15 protein-coding genes are annotated in these 18357 nt (G+C 36.4%); 9 read left to right on the top strand and 6 right to left on the bottom strand.

Annotated elements, in window-relative coordinates:
• Positions 1 to 60 precede the first annotated feature (60 nt).
• Positions 61 to 663 carry an isochorismatase family protein gene (locus tag A5849_RS03565; protein ID WP_002335186.1) on the bottom strand — a complete coding sequence of 201 codons (603 nt, stop codon included), beginning with the start codon at positions 661 to 663 and terminating at the stop codon, positions 61 to 63.
• A 180-nt stretch (positions 664 to 843) separates the two neighbouring features.
• Here A5849_RS03565 and A5849_RS03570 point away from each other — a divergent pair, with 180 nt between their 5' ends.
• From A5849_RS03570 to treC, 3 genes are all read left to right on the top strand, one after another.
• Positions 844 to 1545, top strand: coding sequence for an ABC transporter ATP-binding protein (locus A5849_RS03570; protein WP_002310780.1), 702 nt, complete (start codon positions 844 to 846; stop codon positions 1543 to 1545).
• A 9-nt stretch (positions 1546 to 1554) separates the two neighbouring features.
• A complete protein-coding gene (locus tag A5849_RS03575) occupies positions 1555 to 4266 on the top strand; it encodes an FtsX-like permease family protein (RefSeq protein ID WP_002345394.1) in 2712 nt (903 codons plus the stop codon).
• A gap of 448 nt (positions 4267 to 4714) precedes the next feature.
• Positions 4715 to 6343: an alpha,alpha-phosphotrehalase gene (gene treC, locus A5849_RS03580; protein ID WP_002314064.1), complete on the top strand. Its 1629-nt coding sequence runs from the start codon at positions 4715 to 4717 to the stop codon at positions 6341 to 6343.
• Positions 6344 to 6403: 60 nt separating this feature from the next.
• Here treC and A5849_RS03590 read toward each other — a convergent pair whose 3' ends face one another.
• Positions 6404 to 7585: an AI-2E family transporter gene (locus tag A5849_RS03590; protein WP_002293256.1), complete on the bottom strand. Its 1182-nt coding sequence runs from the start codon at positions 7583 to 7585 to the stop codon at positions 6404 to 6406.
• Positions 7586 to 7833: 248 nt separating this feature from the next.
• Between A5849_RS03590 and A5849_RS03595 the strand changes: the two genes are divergently transcribed.
• Positions 7834 to 9363 (top strand): zinc ABC transporter substrate-binding protein AdcA, encoded by a 1530-nt coding sequence (locus tag A5849_RS03595; RefSeq protein ID WP_086309961.1) that lies wholly within the window; start codon positions 7834 to 7836, stop codon positions 9361 to 9363.
• 67 nt (positions 9364 to 9430) lie between these two features.
• Here A5849_RS03595 and A5849_RS03600 read toward each other — a convergent pair whose 3' ends face one another.
• The 3 genes from A5849_RS03600 to A5849_RS03610 form a co-directional block, all read right to left on the bottom strand.
• Positions 9431 to 10159, bottom strand: coding sequence for a LytTR family DNA-binding domain-containing protein (locus A5849_RS03600; protein ID WP_002293258.1), 729 nt, complete (start codon positions 10157 to 10159; stop codon positions 9431 to 9433).
• Between the two features lie 12 nt (positions 10160 to 10171).
• The gene (locus A5849_RS03605) at positions 10172 to 11452 is read right to left on the bottom strand and encodes an ATP-binding protein (protein ID WP_002373258.1); all 1281 of its coding nucleotides are present in this window, start codon (positions 11450 to 11452) and stop codon (positions 10172 to 10174) included.
• 140 nt (positions 11453 to 11592) lie between these two features.
• Entirely contained in the window at positions 11593 to 12195 is a 603-nt protein-coding gene (locus tag A5849_RS03610; RefSeq protein ID WP_002293263.1) for an accessory gene regulator B family protein, read from the bottom strand.
• Positions 12196 to 12438: 243 nt separating this feature from the next.
• On the opposite strand from A5849_RS03610, the gene A5849_RS03615 reads away from it, so the two are divergent.
• Both A5849_RS03615 and A5849_RS03620 read left to right on the top strand, forming a co-directional pair.
• Positions 12439 to 12645: a hypothetical protein gene (locus A5849_RS03615; RefSeq protein ID WP_002293266.1), complete on the top strand. Its 207-nt coding sequence runs from the start codon at positions 12439 to 12441 to the stop codon at positions 12643 to 12645.
• Positions 12646 to 12829: 184 nt separating this feature from the next.
• Entirely contained in the window at positions 12830 to 13549 is a 720-nt protein-coding gene (locus A5849_RS03620; RefSeq protein ID WP_002312814.1) for a deoxynucleoside kinase, read from the top strand.
• Between the two features lie 79 nt (positions 13550 to 13628).
• Here the strand turns inward: A5849_RS03620 and A5849_RS03630 are convergent, their stop codons facing one another.
• On the bottom strand, positions 13629 to 14312 hold the full coding sequence (locus tag A5849_RS03630) for a YoaK family protein (protein ID WP_002310796.1): 684 nt from the start codon (positions 14310 to 14312) through the stop codon (positions 13629 to 13631).
• Positions 14313 to 14532: 220 nt separating this feature from the next.
• On the opposite strand from A5849_RS03630, the gene A5849_RS03635 reads away from it, so the two are divergent.
• The 3 genes from A5849_RS03635 to A5849_RS03650 all read left to right on the top strand — a co-directional run bounded on the left by A5849_RS03635 (position 14533) and on the right by A5849_RS03650 (position 17848).
• Entirely contained in the window at positions 14533 to 16719 is a 2187-nt protein-coding gene (locus A5849_RS03635) for an ATP-dependent helicase (RefSeq protein WP_002314068.1), read from the top strand.
• A gap of 348 nt (positions 16720 to 17067) precedes the next feature.
• Positions 17068 to 17478, top strand: coding sequence for a Spx/MgsR family RNA polymerase-binding regulatory protein (locus A5849_RS03645; RefSeq protein ID WP_086309962.1), 411 nt, complete (start codon positions 17068 to 17070; stop codon positions 17476 to 17478).
• A gap of 13 nt (positions 17479 to 17491) precedes the next feature.
• Positions 17492 to 17848: a Spx/MgsR family RNA polymerase-binding regulatory protein gene (locus A5849_RS03650; RefSeq protein ID WP_002310798.1), complete on the top strand. Its 357-nt coding sequence runs from the start codon at positions 17492 to 17494 to the stop codon at positions 17846 to 17848.
• The last annotated feature ends 509 nt before the right edge of the window (positions 17849 to 18357 follow it).

Genomic DNA, 18357 nt, shown 5'->3' on the forward strand with positions numbered 1-18357 from the left:
CTGTGGTTATTTTCCCATGAAATCAAAAAGAAGTAAATGAAAATCATATACGCTAGTACCCTATTTACTTTGTTGGATCGCTTCGATTATTTGTTTCGTTGAGCGTATTCGTGCAGTTTTCGGAAATATCTTGTTTATGAACAATTGATGCGATTCTTTGTCGCGATCACTACAAGCATCTTCAGCAAGTACGACATGATACCCGTGTTGGAAGGCATCCAATGCAGTAGCGTATACACCGTTTGTTGTCGCTACACCGCTTAAAATGATGGTTTCAATTCCACGACGACGAAGTTGAAGATCAAGAGAAGTACCAAAAAAAGCACTTGGATTGTATTTTGTGATAGTCAACATATTGTCTGTATCTTTCAAAGAATCCTTCAAAAGTAAATCAGTGAATTCTGGAGGTACAGAAGCAGCAGTCATTCCACCCATATCAGTTTGTTGACTCAAATAAGGGAAAGTGGAGATGTCTACATTCACTAAAACTTTCAAGGCAACGGTATGTTTCAATGCTTTTGCTAACAAATCATTGTTTGTCAGAATAGATGCTGCAGTGTGTGGAGAGAGTGTACCGTTATTTACGATCCCTTTTTGCATGTCGATCGCGACAAAAGCAGTTTTTGATAAATCAAAAATCATATTTTCCTTTAAATCATTCATGATGTTCCTTCTTTCAAATAACAATGTTTTTTATGTAAGTAAATCATAAATCGTTTATTTGTCAACTAAATAAAGAATTCCTTTCTTTAGTCTAGAGAAATTCAATGGTAAAATAAGTGTGAGAAAACGTATTCGATGCATAGATAAAGCGAGAAATATCGTGAAAATGGAGGAATCAGCGTGAAGTATGTCGAAGTAAAAAATGAATACAAACGATACAAGATGGGAGAAACGACCATTACAGCAAATGACGATATTTCTTTTTCAATTGAAAAAGGCGAATTAGTGATTATACTTGGCCCAAGTGGAGCGGGAAAGTCAACGATTCTTAATATTTTAGGTGGGATGGACACACCTGATGAAGGACAGATTATTATTGATAACACAGATATTGCGCAATTTTCAGACAAGCAGCTTACTGCTTACCGACGAACAGATGTAGGGTTCGTCTTCCAATTCTACAATCTCGTTCCTAATCTAACAGCAAAAGAAAATGTAGAACTGGCAACGGAAGTTTCCCCTGATGCGCTTGATCCTGTAGAAGTATTGACGCAAGTGGGCCTAGCTCATCGATTGAATAACTTTCCGTCCCAATTATCAGGAGGCGAACAGCAGAGGGTTTCCATTGCTCGAGCATTAGCCAAAAACCCTAAACTGCTTTTATGTGATGAGCCGACAGGTGCACTGGATTTTGAAACAGGAAAGCAAGTATTGAAATTATTGCAAAATGCTAGCAGACAACATGGCAATACTGTTTTGATCATTACACATAATTCTGCTTTAGCGCCCATCGCTGATAGAGTCATCCACATCAATGATGCAAAAGTAAGGTCAGTGGAATTGAATGAGCATCCTTCATCCATTGATGAGATTGTATGGTAGGAGGATTTTATGAAAACAAAAACATATCTTAAAGCAGGTTTTCGCGAAATCCGGCAATCTAAAGGGCGGTTCATTGCAATCATCCTTATTGTCATGCTAGGAACACTTTTATTTGTAGGTGTCAAAACTGCTGGACCTGTCATGCAAAAAACGATGGACCACTATGTTGGTACAGCAGGACTTTCTGATTTGCAAATCGTTTCTACTGGTGGTTTGACACAAAAAGATATCGCTCAAGCAGAAAAGATCCCAGATGCAAAAGTAGAAACAGGAAAACAGATCTATTATTCCAATACTGGAAAAAATGAAGTGATCCAAATCTTTTCTTATAACAAAAATAGCAGGCAGAACAAGCTACAATTAATTGATGGAAAACGCCCGGAAAAACCCAACCAACTTTTATTAGATGAAAAAGCGGAGAATGCAGGGTATAAAATCGGAGATATCTATCAGATTGATTCAGATGAATTGAAAGAAAAAGAGTATACCATCACTGGCTTTGTCCGTTCTCCATTGTTCATCAACAATTTGGAGAGAGGATACGCGAATGTCGGAAATGGTAGCGTTGATTATTTTGTCTATTTGCCTGAATCCAATTTCAAGACGGATATTTATTCTGTCTTATATCTTGATTTTACGAACGTAAAGAATTTGAATACGTACAGCAAAGCTTACAAAGATAAAATGGAGCAAAATCAAGAAAAGGCAGAAAAGTATTTACAAGATCGACCCGAAGAACGCTTAGAAGAACTGAAAAAATCGGCAAAAGAAGAATTAGAACCAGCACAGCAAAAAATAACAGAAGGCAAAGCACAAATAGCGCAGGGAAGAACACAGTTAGAAGATGCTAAAAAACAGGTAGCGCAGCAGTCAGCAGCTATCCAGCAGCTTCCTGAAGCGCAACGGACAATCGCTGTACAAACTTTGTCTCAACAAGAAGCTCAACTCGCTGATCAAGAAAGGCAGTTAGTTGAGAAAGAACGAGAACTAGCTTCTGCAGAGGAAGAATGGAACGAAAATGCAGAAAAAATTGAAAATTTAACTAAACCATCATACCTGTACAATGAACGTTCAGAAAATGTCGGGTTTCAAGAATTTGGTGATCTGGCTGAACGTATCGCAGCAATCGCCAATGTTTTTCCTGTCTTCTTTTTCTTTATTGCCGCATTGATCACTTTTACGACAATGACGCGTATGGTAGAAGAAAACCGCAGGGAAATAGGAACATTGAAGGCGTTAGGTTATACGAAAGTTGAAATCGCAAAAAAATATGCAATTTATGCAAGTCTAGCTTCAGGAATAGGCATTGTTTTAGGAACGATATTAGGAACGAATCTTTTACCAAGAATCATTTTTGAACTATCTAACGAGCGATATGACATTGGGAGTGCTCTTGTTTTTTATGACTGGCCACCGATTTTACAAGCAGCTGCCGCATTCTTCATTGCCGCATTTGGCGCTGCAATGATTGTTTTGTTCAAAGATCTAAGAGAACGGCCTGCTGCACTGCTTCAGCCGAAAGCACCGAAGCCAGGGAAACGTATTTTTCTTGAATACATCACTCCGCTGTGGTCACGCCTTAGCTTTAATCAAAAAATCAGTTATCGAAATCTCTTCCGATACAAGTCAAGAATGCTTATGGCGATTATCGGAATTGCTGGCTGTGCCGGTCTGATGGTTGCGGGCGTGGGATTGAGAGATTCTCTAAGTTCTGTCTCAGCCAAACAATTTGGACCGATCATTGACTATCAAGCAATCGTTACATTAGATTCATCCACGGAAGAGAGTCGTCAAAAAGCAGTGGATATGTTGCAGCAGCAAGAAAAAGTAAATGAGATCCTAGCTATTCATACTCAAACCGTAGAATTGAGAAAAAAAGGGCATGCTTCGCAAAGTCTGACAGTGATCGTACCGAGTAAAACAGCTGATTTTGATCGTTTTATCCATTTAACAAATCTTGAAGAGAACCCACGTTCCTTACCTAAAGCAGGAATCGCTATTACGCAAAAAGCAGCAGAACTATTTGACTTATCTACAGGAGATCATATATCGCTTTATGATGAAAATCAAAAAGAATGGAAAGTCGAAGTAAAAGAAATCGTGAAAAACTATCTAGGCAGCTTTATTTATCTGTCCCCTGAATATTACGCTTCAGTGACTGATCAATCGATGACGGATAATGCATTTTTGGTGCGTACAGATAAGATGACAACGAAAGAAGAAGAAATGCTTTCCGAGAAACTGCTTGCTACAGACGCTGTGACAAATACGTCTTTCATGTCCAAACAAATCGAAACGCAAGAAGAATCAATGGCAAACTTAGACTCGGTTGTATTAATCTTTGTCGTATTGTCAGGATTGCTGGCTTTTATCGTCTTGTATAATCTAACTAATATCAATATTTCCGAACGTGTACGCGAATTATCTACGATAAAAGTCCTTGGATTTTTTGATAAAGAAGTCACGATGTATATTGTTCGAGAAAATATCATTTTTACTCTCTTAGGGATCATTGGAGGATTTGGTGTAGGATATGTATTGACTGACTTTATCTTACAACAAGCATCTATGGAAAATGTCATCTTTCCATTAGTGATTACATGGTGGGCTTATGTTTTATCAGCAGGATTAACCATCGTATTCACGGTTATTGTGATGATTGTTACCCATTTCAAATTAAAGCATATCGATATGATTGATGCGTTGAAATCGAATGAATAAAAACAGAGGTTGTGAAATCAGCGGTTTGACCTGAGTATTAGAGAAACAAACGGCAAAATAGTTCCTCATATTTTGCCGTTTGTTGAGCTAATACCGAAGGTCAGCTGATTGAACACCGTTTAAGAAAGAGGTTGTGACAGAAGTGGTCAGCTTCAAGAAATAAGAAGAAATTTAAGAAAACAGCTCCTCATATTTTTCATTTGAAAGGACTTATTGTCGTAGATGCAAGCTTTTGAACATCATTTATAGAAGAAACAAGAACATTTTGCTATTTTAGACAAGAGACTAGACAAATACATGTCTGATCTCTTGTTTTTTATTGGACAACACCCTCTTAGGAAGTATAAAGATAAATTTTACAAACGCTTTCGGTTCAGTTATAATAAATGATAACTTGTATATATAAGTTGTGATAGGTAAGAAATCAGTTGAATGGAGGCAAATATCCATGACATTTAAAGACAAAGTCATTTATCAAATCTATCCCAAATCTTACAAAGACAGTAATGGTGATGGAATTGGAGATTTAAAAGGAATTAAAGAAAAACTGCCATATTTGAATGATTTAGGGATCGATATGATCTGGCTAAATCCTATTTATCCAAGTCCTCAAAAAGACAACGGTTATGATATCTCTGATTACACAGCCATCGATCCTATCTTTGGTACGATGGAAGAATTCGAGCAACTAATAGCTAAAGCAAAAGAATACCAAATAGAAGTCATGCTCGATATGGTATTGAATCATGTTTCGACAGAACATGAATGGTTCAAAAAAGCACTAGCAGGGGATCAGTATTATCAGGACTTCTTCATTTTAAGAGAAGAACCAACGGACTGGGTATCAAAATTTGGTGGGAGTGCTTGGTCGCCCTTTGGAGATACAGGAAAATATTATCTGCACTTATATGATCAGACACAAGCTGATTTGAACTGGCGGAACCAAGCAGTAAGAGAGGAATTATTCAAAGTAGTTCGTTTTTGGATGGAAAAAGGGGTAAAAGGATTCCGTTTCGATGTTATCAATGTTATCGGTAAAGACGAGCAATTGAAAAACAATAAAGAAAATGATGGTAAACCTGAATATACGGATAAACCAATCACCCATACGTATCTAAAAGAATTGAACCAAGCAACGTTTGGGACGGATTCCACTATCATCACAGTCGGTGAAATGAGCTCTACGACGATCGAAAATTGTATCTTGTATACAGAACCTAGTAGAGAAGAATTATCAATGGTCTTTAATTTTCATCACTTGAAAGTCGACTATGAAAATGGCAATAAATGGTCAACTCCTCCATTTGATTTTTCAGAATTAAAGCGACTGTTCCATACTTGGGGAGAAAAGATGAGTGATGGTAATGGCTGGAATGCTTTATTTTTTAATAACCATGATCAGCCACGTGCGCTCAATCGGTTTGTAGCTATCGATCAGTATCGAAAACAAGGAGCAGAGATGCTAGCAACCATGATCCATTTAAATCGTGGAACACCATACATTTATATGGGAGAGGAAATCGGCATGGTCGATCCAGACTATTCCTCAATTTCCGACTATATTGACGTAGAAAGTTTGAATGCTTACAAGTTGCTCCTTGCACAAGGATTCACAGAAAAAGAGGCGTTCCGTCGAATCAAAGCAAAATCTCGTGATAACTCTCGAACACCCATGCAATGGTCCGATGCAGAACAAGCAGGCTTTACTACAGGAAAACCTTGGTTAAAAGTTGCAGGTAAGCTAGAAGAGATCAATGTAGAGAAAGAACGATCTTCTGAGGATTCTATTTTGTCCTATTATAAGAAATTGATTCGGTTGAGAAAAACATATCCAATCGTTGCACAAGGCGATTATCATGCTTATGGAGCAGATCATCCGCAAGTTTATGGCTATCTTCGCCAATTTGAAGGGCAGCAGCTGCTTGTATTAACAAATTTCTATGATAAAGATACAAGGATCACCATTCCAGAAGGATTCACAGAAGCCGATATTCTTATCGATAATTATTCCGATACTGTTCTTCATCAAAATCTGGAGCTAAAACCATATCAGGCAATTGCTTTACTAAAAAACTAAAACCAAAAAGTATAAAACGCCGATCCTACGAGTATTCTCGTGAGATCGACGTTTTTTATTTTATTTAAAATAATCTTCTTCAGAAAATGAAGAGTGTTCATATTCTCCTTTGTCGCCATAAAATTTATTGTAGCGTTGTTTGAATTTACGGAAAATAAAAGTAACGAGTAATTTGACTAACGTATAGATAGGAATACCGAAAATAACGCCCACAATTCCCATTAGATCACCCATGACAAGCAAAACGATTAAGATCGTAATCGGATGGATCTGCAACCGATCACCCATTACTCGAGGAATTACCAAGTCACCATGGAGAAGCTGTACGGCAAACCAGACAATGACAAATTTGACAGCCATAAAAGTAGAGTCTTGGAATGCAATGATCAAACCCGGGAAAAAAGCGATAAACGGTCCAATATATGGAATAATACATAATAACCCAGCAGAAATAGCTAAAACACTGGCAAATTCTAATCCGATCAGTAAGAAACAAACCCAGTAGACTGCTCCAAGGATAAATGAAGCAATGATCTGCCCCTTTAAAAATGAACCCAATTGTTGATTAGCAATCTTTGTCAAATTTTTAAAATCTGTACGAAAGGCTGGTGGGACAATCGCTAAAACTGACTGATAAAATTTTTGAGGATTTCTCAAAAGAAAAAAAGTGACAATGGGCCCAGTAAATAAAGTAATGAAAATAGCTGTAACAGTTGAAAAAATATTGCTGATCCGTTGTGCGCCACTTTCCCAATAATTTCCAATAAAGCCAGCTATATCAGACGTCACGTCATCAATAGAAGTAAAAAATTGATTAAATGAATCGGCAAAAGGTGTTTTCTCCAAAAATTGACGGAGACTCTCTTGGAAATCTTGAAATAAATCTGGCAAACTGCTAATCAATGTTTTTGTCTGTTCTTCAAGAAAAGGAACAAGCCATACGCTTCCAAGCCCCAATAAAAATAAAATAATCACATAAACAATAATGACTGACAGGTTCCTCGAAAGGTGCTTGCTTAAACGTTTGATGACTGGTTCCAAAAGATAATATAAGATCAGCGCAAACAATAATGGGGGCAAGATAGTAGCGATAATAATCCCAACAGGCTTGAATATAAATGAAATCTGATGGAAAAAATAAATGATCAGTGCCAGCAGGATCACCATACCTAAAACATAGTAAGAGGTTTTGCCTCCCAAAAAGCGGATCAAACGATTCGTTGTATCTGTTTCTTTTTTCACTCATTTTCCTCCTTTGTCTATAACTTTATTATAGACAAAAGAGGGGATAAAAGGAAAATGATAGAGTTGATTGAAAAAATATCGTGAATCATCCATACGAAAGTTCTCCTCAATTAAAATAAGAAAACGCTTGACAGCTCTTTTAGCCCTATGATAAATTAAATCCTGTTGCTAAAACGTAACTATTACGATTTGTTAGAGGCGAATCGGAACATTCAAATGAAAGAAGATGAGAAGGAGTGTTATAAATGAAACGACTGATAGGTATATTGGCTACACTGGTTTTAACAGGTATGTTAGCTGGTTGCGGGGCAAGTGGAGAAGCAGGGGACAGTAAGGAAAAATTGAGCGTGATGACGACCTTTTATCCTATGTATGATTTTACAAAAGCAATCGTCGGGGATGAAGGAGAAGTAGAATTATTGATTCCAGCAGGGACTGATTCCCACGATTATGAACCTTCTGCTAAAGACATGGCAAAGATCCAAGATACAGATATCTTTGTTTATAATGATGAAAATATGGAAACATGGGTCCCCACAATCCAAAAAACATTACAAGAAGGCAACGTCCATACGATAAAGGCGACAGAAGGTATGCTTTTACTTCCGGGAAGTGAAGAAGGACATGATCATGACCATGAACACGGGGAAGAAGGTCATACACATGAACATGAGCTAGATCCGCATGTATGGCTAGCACCAAGTTTAGCAATCAAGCAGGTAGCAAGCATACGTGATCAGTTGATTGAAGCTTACCCAGAAAAACAGGAAGTATGGACAAAAAATGCAGCAGCCTATACCGAGAAACTTCAAGCACTCCATCAGCTTTATCAAGAAACATTTAAGCCAGCAAAACAAAGATCTTTTGTCACGCAACATGCTGCATTCAACTATCTGGCATTAGAATATGGATTGAATCAAGTATCTATTGCTGGTCTTTCTTCTAGTGAAGAACCCTCTGCGGCGAGAATCGCTGAACTGAAACACTTTGTTAAAGAACACGGGATCAACTATATTTATTTTGAAGAAAACGCCAAAGATAGTATTGCCAGAACGTTAGCAAACGAAGCAGGTGTATCTTTAGAAGTATTGAATCCTTTGGAGGGGCTGACGAATGAACAAATAGAAAATGGAGAAAACTATCTTTCTATCATGGAAGCCAACCTCGAAGCGTTGAGAAAAACGACAGAGACAGAAAACCTGTTAGAAGATACTTTGACTCCCAAAAAAGAAAAGAGCGTCTATAACGGTTATTTCGAAGACGAGGATGTACAAGATCGCTCTCTTTCAGATTGGGCAGGAACTTGGCAGTCAGTAGATACGTATGTAGAAGATGGGACATTCGATCCTGTTTTTGAATATAAAGAAAAATTGAATCAGGATAAGACAGCACAAGAATATAAAGAATACTATACGAAGGGCTATCAAACAGATATTGCTTCAATCAAGATCGGTGAGAAAGAGATGGCATTTACGTTTAAGGATGGAACAACGAAACGTTCAAATTATCGTTATGTAGGGAAAGAAATCTTAACCTACGAGGCAGGAAACCGTGGTGTAAGGTATCTATTCGAAGCAGAAGATAAGGAAAGTGGCGCGTTTAGATATATTCAATTCAGTGATCACACGATTGCACCGGCTGACTCCGAACATTTTCATTTATATGCAGGAAATGAAAGTCAAGAGGCATTGCTAAAAGAAATGGAAAATTGGCCAACATTTTATCCAGACACAATGGATGGCCGTGAAATTGCACAGGAAATGCTTTTGCACTGAGAAGCAAAAAGAACCGAAGGGTTTGGATCGGCTGATTATTTAGTCGGTCCAAACTATTCGGTTCTTTTTATGAAATTAACTTTTTTAATCCACGGATAGAGACAGGGATAGTCTCACCGTTTGCCAACGTGACTTCTCTGGTTTTTTTATTAATCGACCGCACGTTTTGTGTATTGATAACATAAGATTTATGACAACGAATAAAATTCCGATGCATTTTCTCGATTTCTTTGATCTTCTCGTAGAATTGCAATTGAGCATGAGTCAAATGAACTTCCAATTTATGTGGTGCGCCTAACGAAGTAGAAAAATATTGGATTTCTTTGATCGGTAAAAATTTGATCTCATCATTGAACTCTATTTTGAAGATATCTTTTTGGATCTGGGACATTTGAAAATCTTCAAAAATTTTGCTCAGGATCTGCTCGACATTTTCTTTTAAATCATAAAGGTCTTCTTTCACAATATAGTCAGTCGGCTCAATGTTGCTTTTTAAGATTTTCATCGACATTTCCGTATGAGAAGTCACATAGATTATTTTTCCTAAAGGATCTAATTCACGGATCAATTTACCAATCGCTACGCCATCCATTTCACTGTCTTCTAATTCAATATCTAAAAAATAAATACCAAAAGAAGAAGTTCTGATCTTGGCCGCATTGAGAAGTTCTTCCGGATCAGAGGTAGAAATATGAACATAACTGTCTAAGTTTTCAATCATGATCCTGTTTTTGATCACCGTTGATAAAACTTCCAATTGTTTTGGATCGTCTTCACAAATATAAATGGGAATCATATCATTACTCCTTTATTTTATTTGAATATAAATCGTTTGAGAAAAACGTTGGTTTTCAATTGATGTTTCAAGGAAAAGATAAGGGTTTGTCTTTGTCAATTCATCCAATATAAATAAGCCAAGTCCTTCGTTTTTTGGATTTGTTTTTGTTGAGAAACCTTTTTGTTTCAACTGGTTTAACGGTAATGTATTTGTTGTTGTATTGATTACACGAATCATCACGGAATGATTTTTCTTGATGATCGTCAATTCGATCTTTTTCTTCTTTGCAGCACTAGCTCCTTCAATCGCATTGTCCAAGATAATACCAAGCATACGTACAAGGTTTACCGTATGTTTCGTATCCAACTCGATTGGCTTAGGAAAATGAAGCTGGACGATCAATCCTTTTTCCTGTGCCATCATAAGTTTTAATGACAGCAAACTGCGTATTTCAGGAACTTTCATATTATCCAACATACTTAGATTGGCCGGGAAAAGGTTCATCATCTGGCGTGTAGGCAATATCGTTTGATCGTAGTACGACCGTAATCCTTCCAAGTCGCCTTCTGCAATATAGCTGTGAAGAGAAAAGAGCAGATTTTGGTAATCATGTTTGAATTCTCTCAAGTCTTGATAGTTTTTTTCCAGATCTTTGATATAATCCTGCTGCATCCTGACTTGTTGCTCTAACAACTGATCAGCTAATTTCTTATTAGAGATTTTCCAATAATAAACCAAGATGATCAAGCCGACACACAGATAGAGAATGAAAAAACTAGTATTCAAAGCTAAGACATCAGGTGTTTCACCAGAAAAACGGGTATAAAAAATAATGATATAGTATGTAAATAATATCAACGTCCCAATCGTACCGATCATACGGCGGTCCACTGTGTGAAACCAAGTCTCTAACGATTTTTTAAAACAAAAAGCTAATAAAGCAGATAAAAGAGCGGATAAGGCAATGTGAAAATACTGCAAGGAATCTCCTGGTTCAACAACCGCAGATTTCAAAACAAAAAAATCGCCGATGCTTGTTAAATGATCTCCTAAAAGCGACGTCAATAATCCAAAAGGAAGCGCGTAAACTAATTGTTGACGCGAAGTCGAAAAGAAGAAAAAAGTAAGCATCAGCATTCCTATAGCAATTAGAGCAGTAAAAATCCCTAAAACTGAGTAGACCCATCCAATCAAAACGCAAGAAATCAGAGTGACTCCTGCAAACAGATAATTGTATCGGATATGATGGTCAATCAATAAGATACAAATTGTGTAAATCAAATATTGCAACGCTATGGACCATAAAAACATAAAGTACAGCTCCCATTGATTTTTACCAAATTATAGCACAATTAGCGTATTATTTTTTTAATTTTTCAGGGATTTTGAATTCAGAACTCATACCAAAGCAGCAGCCAGATACAAAAAAGTCAGATAAGTTAGTTAATTGTTTAATGATTGTTTTTTTCATGAAAGATTCCTCCAAAATTCATCAAGTAGTTTGTAATAGGAAGCAACGTAGCTATTTCTAAAACAATCCCAAGTAGCAAATAGGTAGAAAAGTAAGAAGCTGAGAAAAATAAAGTGATGAGAGAAAAAATTAGAAACATGCTGATTGCCTTCTTTAATAATGGTGGACGTTTCTCGGGTTCAATGGGATTGATTGCTGTACCTCTTGATCCATAGCGAAGCAGTAACAAAAAGCAGCTGATTAACAAAAAGACCATCATTGGGAAGGAGATAGTCAATTGCAGATGTTTCATCACCAAGGGAACGCCCCATAAATAAAGTAGTGTCCACAGCAGACAAACGAATTCAGAGTCGGAATGTAATCCATAAGCATATCTGCGGATGCAGATATAGGAAAGAAAGGTGATTCCTGTTTCCGCCCATGAGCCCGTCACCAGAGAAAAGACTAGAACGACCGCTAGTTTTCCAAGGTTGTTCAATAAAACTTCTAAGGCAAATTTTACTTGGACATACACCATATCTTCTTCCGATTTATCTCCGCTGAATAAGGTTTCTAATAATTTGTTCACAACTTTATCTTTCATCTCATACGTACCCCACCACAAATTCTATGCTAAAAAAAATAAAAAACGTGTTTTGTTTCATAAAAAGTGGTTTTGGCATCAAAACCGTCATGATTTCCTTAAAAGAATCTTCATTTTTTAAATCCTTTCCAAAAAAGGTGACAGTTTTGATACGAAAAGTACTTTTTATGACAAGTTTGTGTTTTTTTGATTATTTTATGTTAAAAATTTACTGACCTTAGAAAAGGTGATGGAGGGATTCTTATGGAAAATGAACAATTGTTTGAAGTCGGCGAAACATATGCATTTAAATCTGATTTATTTGAATCACCAATAAAAGGAAAAATAGAAAAAATCTATGAAAATAGCGTGATGATACGTGTCATGAATTGCGCAGCAGAAGACAATGATACCGCTCATAATCTGCACTGGCAGTTAGTTGTACGCAAATCAAGTACAATAGAAGAATAAAAACAGATAAAATGTTGAGAGCATAAAAGAGTAGAAGTTCATCCATTCTACTCTTTTATTTTCATGAATAGGCGTGACTTCTAGCTACTATTGGCGAAGCAGTCTTTAAGGAGCAGATAAAGTCAAGGCTTTTATTTCTATAAATGAAGTAGTAAAATGAAGAACAGATTTTATTACAGGAAGGATGCCGATAATTGTGATCATTGTTGCAGGAACGATCGGTGCAGGGAAAAGCACACTGACTGAAATGCTTGCCCAAGATTTAGAAACAAAACCTTTTTATGAGAACGTGGAGGATAATGAAGTATTGCCACTGTTTTATTCTAATCCGGAAAAGTATACTTTTTTATTGCAGATATTTTTTCTAAACAAACGTTTTTTGGCGATTAAAGATGCTTTCAGCCATGATGATAATGTACTAGACCGCTCTATCTACGAAGATAGTATGTTGTTTCATCTGAATGCCGATTTAGGGCGTGTTTCTGAAGTAGAAGTAAAGCAGTATGAGGGCCTTTTAGAGACGATGCTGAAGGAATTAGAAGAAATTTCGCCACAAAAGAAACCGGATCTACTGGTTTATATTCGTGTGTCTTTTGAAACTATGTTAGCAAGAATCAAAAAAAGAGGTCGGGAATATGAACAGCTAGAGCAAGATCCTGAACTCTATTCCTACTATAAAGAACTCAATCGACGTTATGAAGAATGGTATGAACAGTTTGATATATGTCCCAAAATAGTAATCGATGGGGATAAATACGATTTCGTAGCCGATCCAACATGTGGAGAACAAATCGTACAAGAAATCAAGATGCGGGCAAAGAAAATGACAGAAGAGGCAGATGCCCAATCGATCCGCTACACTACAAATAACCCGAAAGCAAAGGGTATCTTTACAACTGAATAATAAAAAACTAAGCAAATTGCTCACTCACAAATATTTCTTTGTGAACAGCATCCTGCTTAGTTTTTTTGATTCAGGGGAATCAAAAGGTGAAACGGTTCGTATGATAAAACTGCCATAACTGAAATGTCTGAGTGAGGGCCATGATCAAGAATAAAATAGAAACAATCAAAATCGAATGGGCGCCAAACAAATGATGACAGAATACAAGGACAATAGCCCCTGCGATAAAGGCAAGAACGACAGTTAAATAGTGGAAAAATCGATCAAAATCTGCTTTTTCTTTAGAAATACAATAATCATATAAATTTGTTGCTACCCCTTTTAAATTTCCTGTTGTGAATAAATTGGTGTAGGCACGCCCGTTGATTTTATCAAAAGCCACCCACTGGATCGAAGCCGTAAAAGCAATTAAAATCGTTACTAATGCGGGATGTTCATGGACAGGTGTCAAACTAACAAAGAAAAAAATCACCGCTTCATAATATAGAACAAATAAACGCCAGAAATGTTTTTCTTTTTTTCTAAAATAATCAATCAAATACTTTGTTAGAAGAATCCCTAAGAAAAAGAAAAGGGTAGACAATACTTTTTTGCCAACGCTTAGCCACTCTCCGTCAAAAGCTTGGATGATCGATAGGATGATATTGCCAGTTTGGGCAGAGGCAAAAGCACCATACTGGATATAAGTATAACTGTCCATTGCTCCTCCGATAAATGTCAGCAAAAGACCTATTGTACGCCCCTCGTGAAAGGAAGTCTGCATTTTTTTCATCACCTTTTATGAATATAATTTTGTCTTCCTTATCTTAGCATAAACGATTGAAAAAAAGGAAACATTTTCAGAAAACCAAAATCATCTCGCTCCCCATTTTCATTTTTAGAAAGGTCTGTTAGTATAAAGAAAAAAATAGACAACGAGATTTTAAATAATCAAATTGGAAGAAACAACTTCAAAGAAGAAAGATGGGAAGGAAATCAATCAGTTGGATGAAAAAGAAATTCTCCGATTACAAAAAGAACTGAATCGTTGGGAGAACAAATATAAAAAGCTTCAACAAGTCTTTCGGCTACAAGAAGAAATCATTGCTACCTATGAAGCGGCTTATGGAGAAGCCCCTGGACTTATTGAGGAAGAGATGCAGGAAAAAGAAAGCAAAGGAAACAACTCTTTCTTTAAAATGATGGAGAAACGTTCTTATAATCGCTTCAATCAAGAACAAAAAGCAGCTATCACATACGACATGGAGAAACATCTTCGAATCATAGCGGGAGCTGGGAGCGGCAAGACGCAAACAATCTGTGCAAAAGCGGTGTACCTGATGACACAAAAACAAGTAGACGAAGAACGCATACTGATGATCACTTTTACACGGAATGCTGCAAATGAACTAAAAAAACGAGTAGATAATTTCAGCCAAAGGAAAACTGCTGTCCATATCGGAACATTCCACAGTATCTTTTTTAGGATATACAATGAGATTTGTCGAAAATTCCCTGAAGTGGCAATGCAAGGGATACAAGGAGACTTTTCAAAAGATACTGCGCAAAAAGTAAATGCTGTTTTGCAACAGCTGATACGTAAATATAATCTTTATCTATTTGATCAATATGGAGAAAAAACGATTGCTTCTCGCTTAGACTATTGGCAGAATATGAACCTATCAATAGAAGAAATGATTCAGTTAGTTAAAGAAAAATATGATTCCATTGATAAGAATACAAGACAACCGATATCAGAACGACTGTATGGATTGCTCACAGAACTCCAAGAACAAAAAAGAAGGCAGCAATTGTTAGAGTTCAATGACGTACTCCAAAATTTGAAAAGCGCTTTGGAGAATGAAGAGATTCAGCACTATATTGGACAGAAATATGATTATCTATTTATTGATGAATTTCAAGATACTAATCCACTTCAATGGGAAATCGTGAAGCGGATGACAAAGGAAAACGGGATCAAGTTAATCGTTGTTGGAGATGATGACCAAAGTATCTATGGATTCAGAGGATCAGAGCCAGCGTATATCAAGAACTTTGAAAAAGAATATCCTACTAAAACTCTTTTCTTATTAACTAATTACCGCTCTCGGGCAGCTATTGTCCAAGGAGCGAATAGATTGATCAGCTATAACAAAAATGATCGGATACCAAAGGCGATGATTCCAGCACAAAAAGAAGCGGGTGTTATGGAGGCTTATTTGTTCTCAGATACAAAAGCAGAAAGCCAGTGGCTGATAAGTCAAATTCAGTCATTTATTCAAAAAAATGGGAAATATAAGGAATCGATCATATTATACCGATCGGCTTCGCAAACACAGCAACTTGTCCAATCTCTGCTAAAAACGAATATTCCTTTTGTACTGGAAGCAGATAGTCCATATGAAGGTATCTTTGGTATCAAGTCTTTCCAACAGTTCTATCAAAAAATCGTTCATTGGCAAACAGCTCAGAATCCGCAAAAGAAAAATCAAACCTATCAGCAATTGCTGCGGCAGCTGATGGTAGACTGCTATCTGAAAAAAAGTGAATGCGATCAATACTTTTCTCCTAAATATCAAAATACAGCCATTACGGATTATATTTTGTCGGTAAGACCCAATTTAAAATCCAAATCTGCAGAAATCCGCCAGTTTGAGGAAGCGTTGCGTAAAACAGACCAGCATCAAGAAGTCTATTCGCTTGTACAAAGCTATCTTCATCTGCCACGTATAGCTAAGGAAATCGATCAGAGTGATCAAGAATGGATACGAGAAGAAGTAAAGCAACATGCTACTTTTAGAAGTATCCAAGCCTTATCGCAAGAAACCCAAGCAACAGCTAAAGAATTAAAAACCCGCTTGATTGCTTATAGACAAGGAAAACTTGATGCGCTATGTATCCAGAGCATTCATAAAAGTAAAGGTCTTAGTTACAGAAATGTCTTTTTAATTGGCTGTAACGAAGGAAGTTTGCCTTATAACGGAGCAACAGAAAAGAAAGTCATCGACTCTAATGAAATAAAAGCAGAACCAGTGACGACGATAGAAGAAGAACGAAGACTATTTTATGTTGCGATGACTAGAGCAAGAAATCGTCTGTATCTATGTGTACCTCAAATGAAAAATACAAGAAAATTGAAAGTATCGAGATTTGTCAAAGAAACCGGTAGTCGTATGAAAAAAGGAAAGTGATGGAAAAGAGGTTGTGACAGGAGTGGTCAGCTTCAAGAAATAAGAAGGAATTTACGGAAATTGCTTCTCAAATTTTTGTAAAATTTCGGCTTATTTTTGAAGAAGCTACTTCTGGAACACCGTTTATTCGGAAAAAGGAGGTGTGACAAGATTTTTGTCACACCTCCCTTATTTATTTTTGAAAAATGAGAATACTATTATTAAAATAGGAAGTACATAGAATAATTCTCATTATTTAAACGTAAATAATCGATTTTTTTCGACTTTTTTTATTTTTTATTAGCTAATAATTGGTATTTTAAAAGAAATTGCTGTAGAATTGGATTATAATTAAAAAGGAGTGAGAAAATGATAAAAGTATATACTTCGCCTAGCTGTACTTCCTGTAGAAAAGCAAGAGCATGGTTGCAAGCGAATCAACTTGAATTTGAAGAGAAAAATATTTTTGCCGAACCGTTAACAGAAAGTGAGATCAAAAAGATTTTAGCAGCGACTGAAGGAGGAGTTCAAGATATTATTTCCACTCGGTCGAAAATTTACGAGAAGTTGGGAATAGATTTTAACGAATTAACTTTAAAGCAAATGATCGTCCTATTCAAAGAATATCCTTCATTATTGAGACGACCTATTTTGATTGATGAAAAAAGAATACTAATCGGATTCAATGAAGATGAAATCCGTTCATTTGTCCCTCGTGAAATTCGGTGTGTTGCTAGAAACCTAATCTATTTACAAAACAATAACATCTTAAGTTCATAGGGAGGGAGTCTTCGTGGAAGTGAAAGTCTACGGATCGGCGCACTGTGTAACCAGTCTGAAGGCGAAACAATGGTTAGAATACCATCAATTGCCTTATCAATTTGTTGACTTAGAAGAACGCGATCTAAGTACAGAAGAAGCAGAAGAATTATGCAGTTTTGAAGAAGTGCAAGCAGAACAGCTATTTGCGACTTGGTCTGAGGCTTTCCATAACATTGCGATAGACCTTTCCTGTGTAGGTAAGAAACAACTGATTTCTTTATGTACACAACATACAAAACTCCTCAGACGTCCGTTGATCATTATCGATGAAGTTCTATTTATTGGATACAATGAGCAGTTGATGGAGCAACTTATCCTAAATAAATAGTCTTTACCTATTTTAATCAAATTTCTGAGCGCTTCGTACAGTTAGAGCAGTTGAACACTTAACATCAAGTGTGTTATGTGTTCTTTTTTTGTCTTTATTTTTCTACTATAAAAGATATAATCGATTTATGTGGTCAAAATTCAAATGTACGAGGGAAAATAGGCTGAGAAATATATTGACATGTGTAAATTTACATGATATATTCATTTTTGTTGTTTTAAGTAATATGCAAATAAAATAGCATTAAAAAAACTTGAAAAATAGTTATTGACATGTTGCTAATGACATGATAAGATAACTGAGTCGTTAAAAAAGAACAGCTTGCGAAGGTTGATTCTATTGAAAAAAACTTCAAAAAAGTTCTTGACAAATAACAAACGATAAGTTATGATAAATGAGTTGCTGAAAGATTTCAAAAAACGAAATCGAAAAAAACTTTTAAAAAAGAGTTGACAATCACTTGCCACTCTGATATGATATAAAAGTTGCTACGGCAGCCAAAATAAATC

The sequence above is a fragment of the Enterococcus sp. 10F3_DIV0382 genome (genome assembly GCF_002140245.1).
GTDB classification, from domain to species: Bacteria; Bacillota; Bacilli; order Lactobacillales; family Enterococcaceae; genus Enterococcus_B; species Enterococcus_B lactis.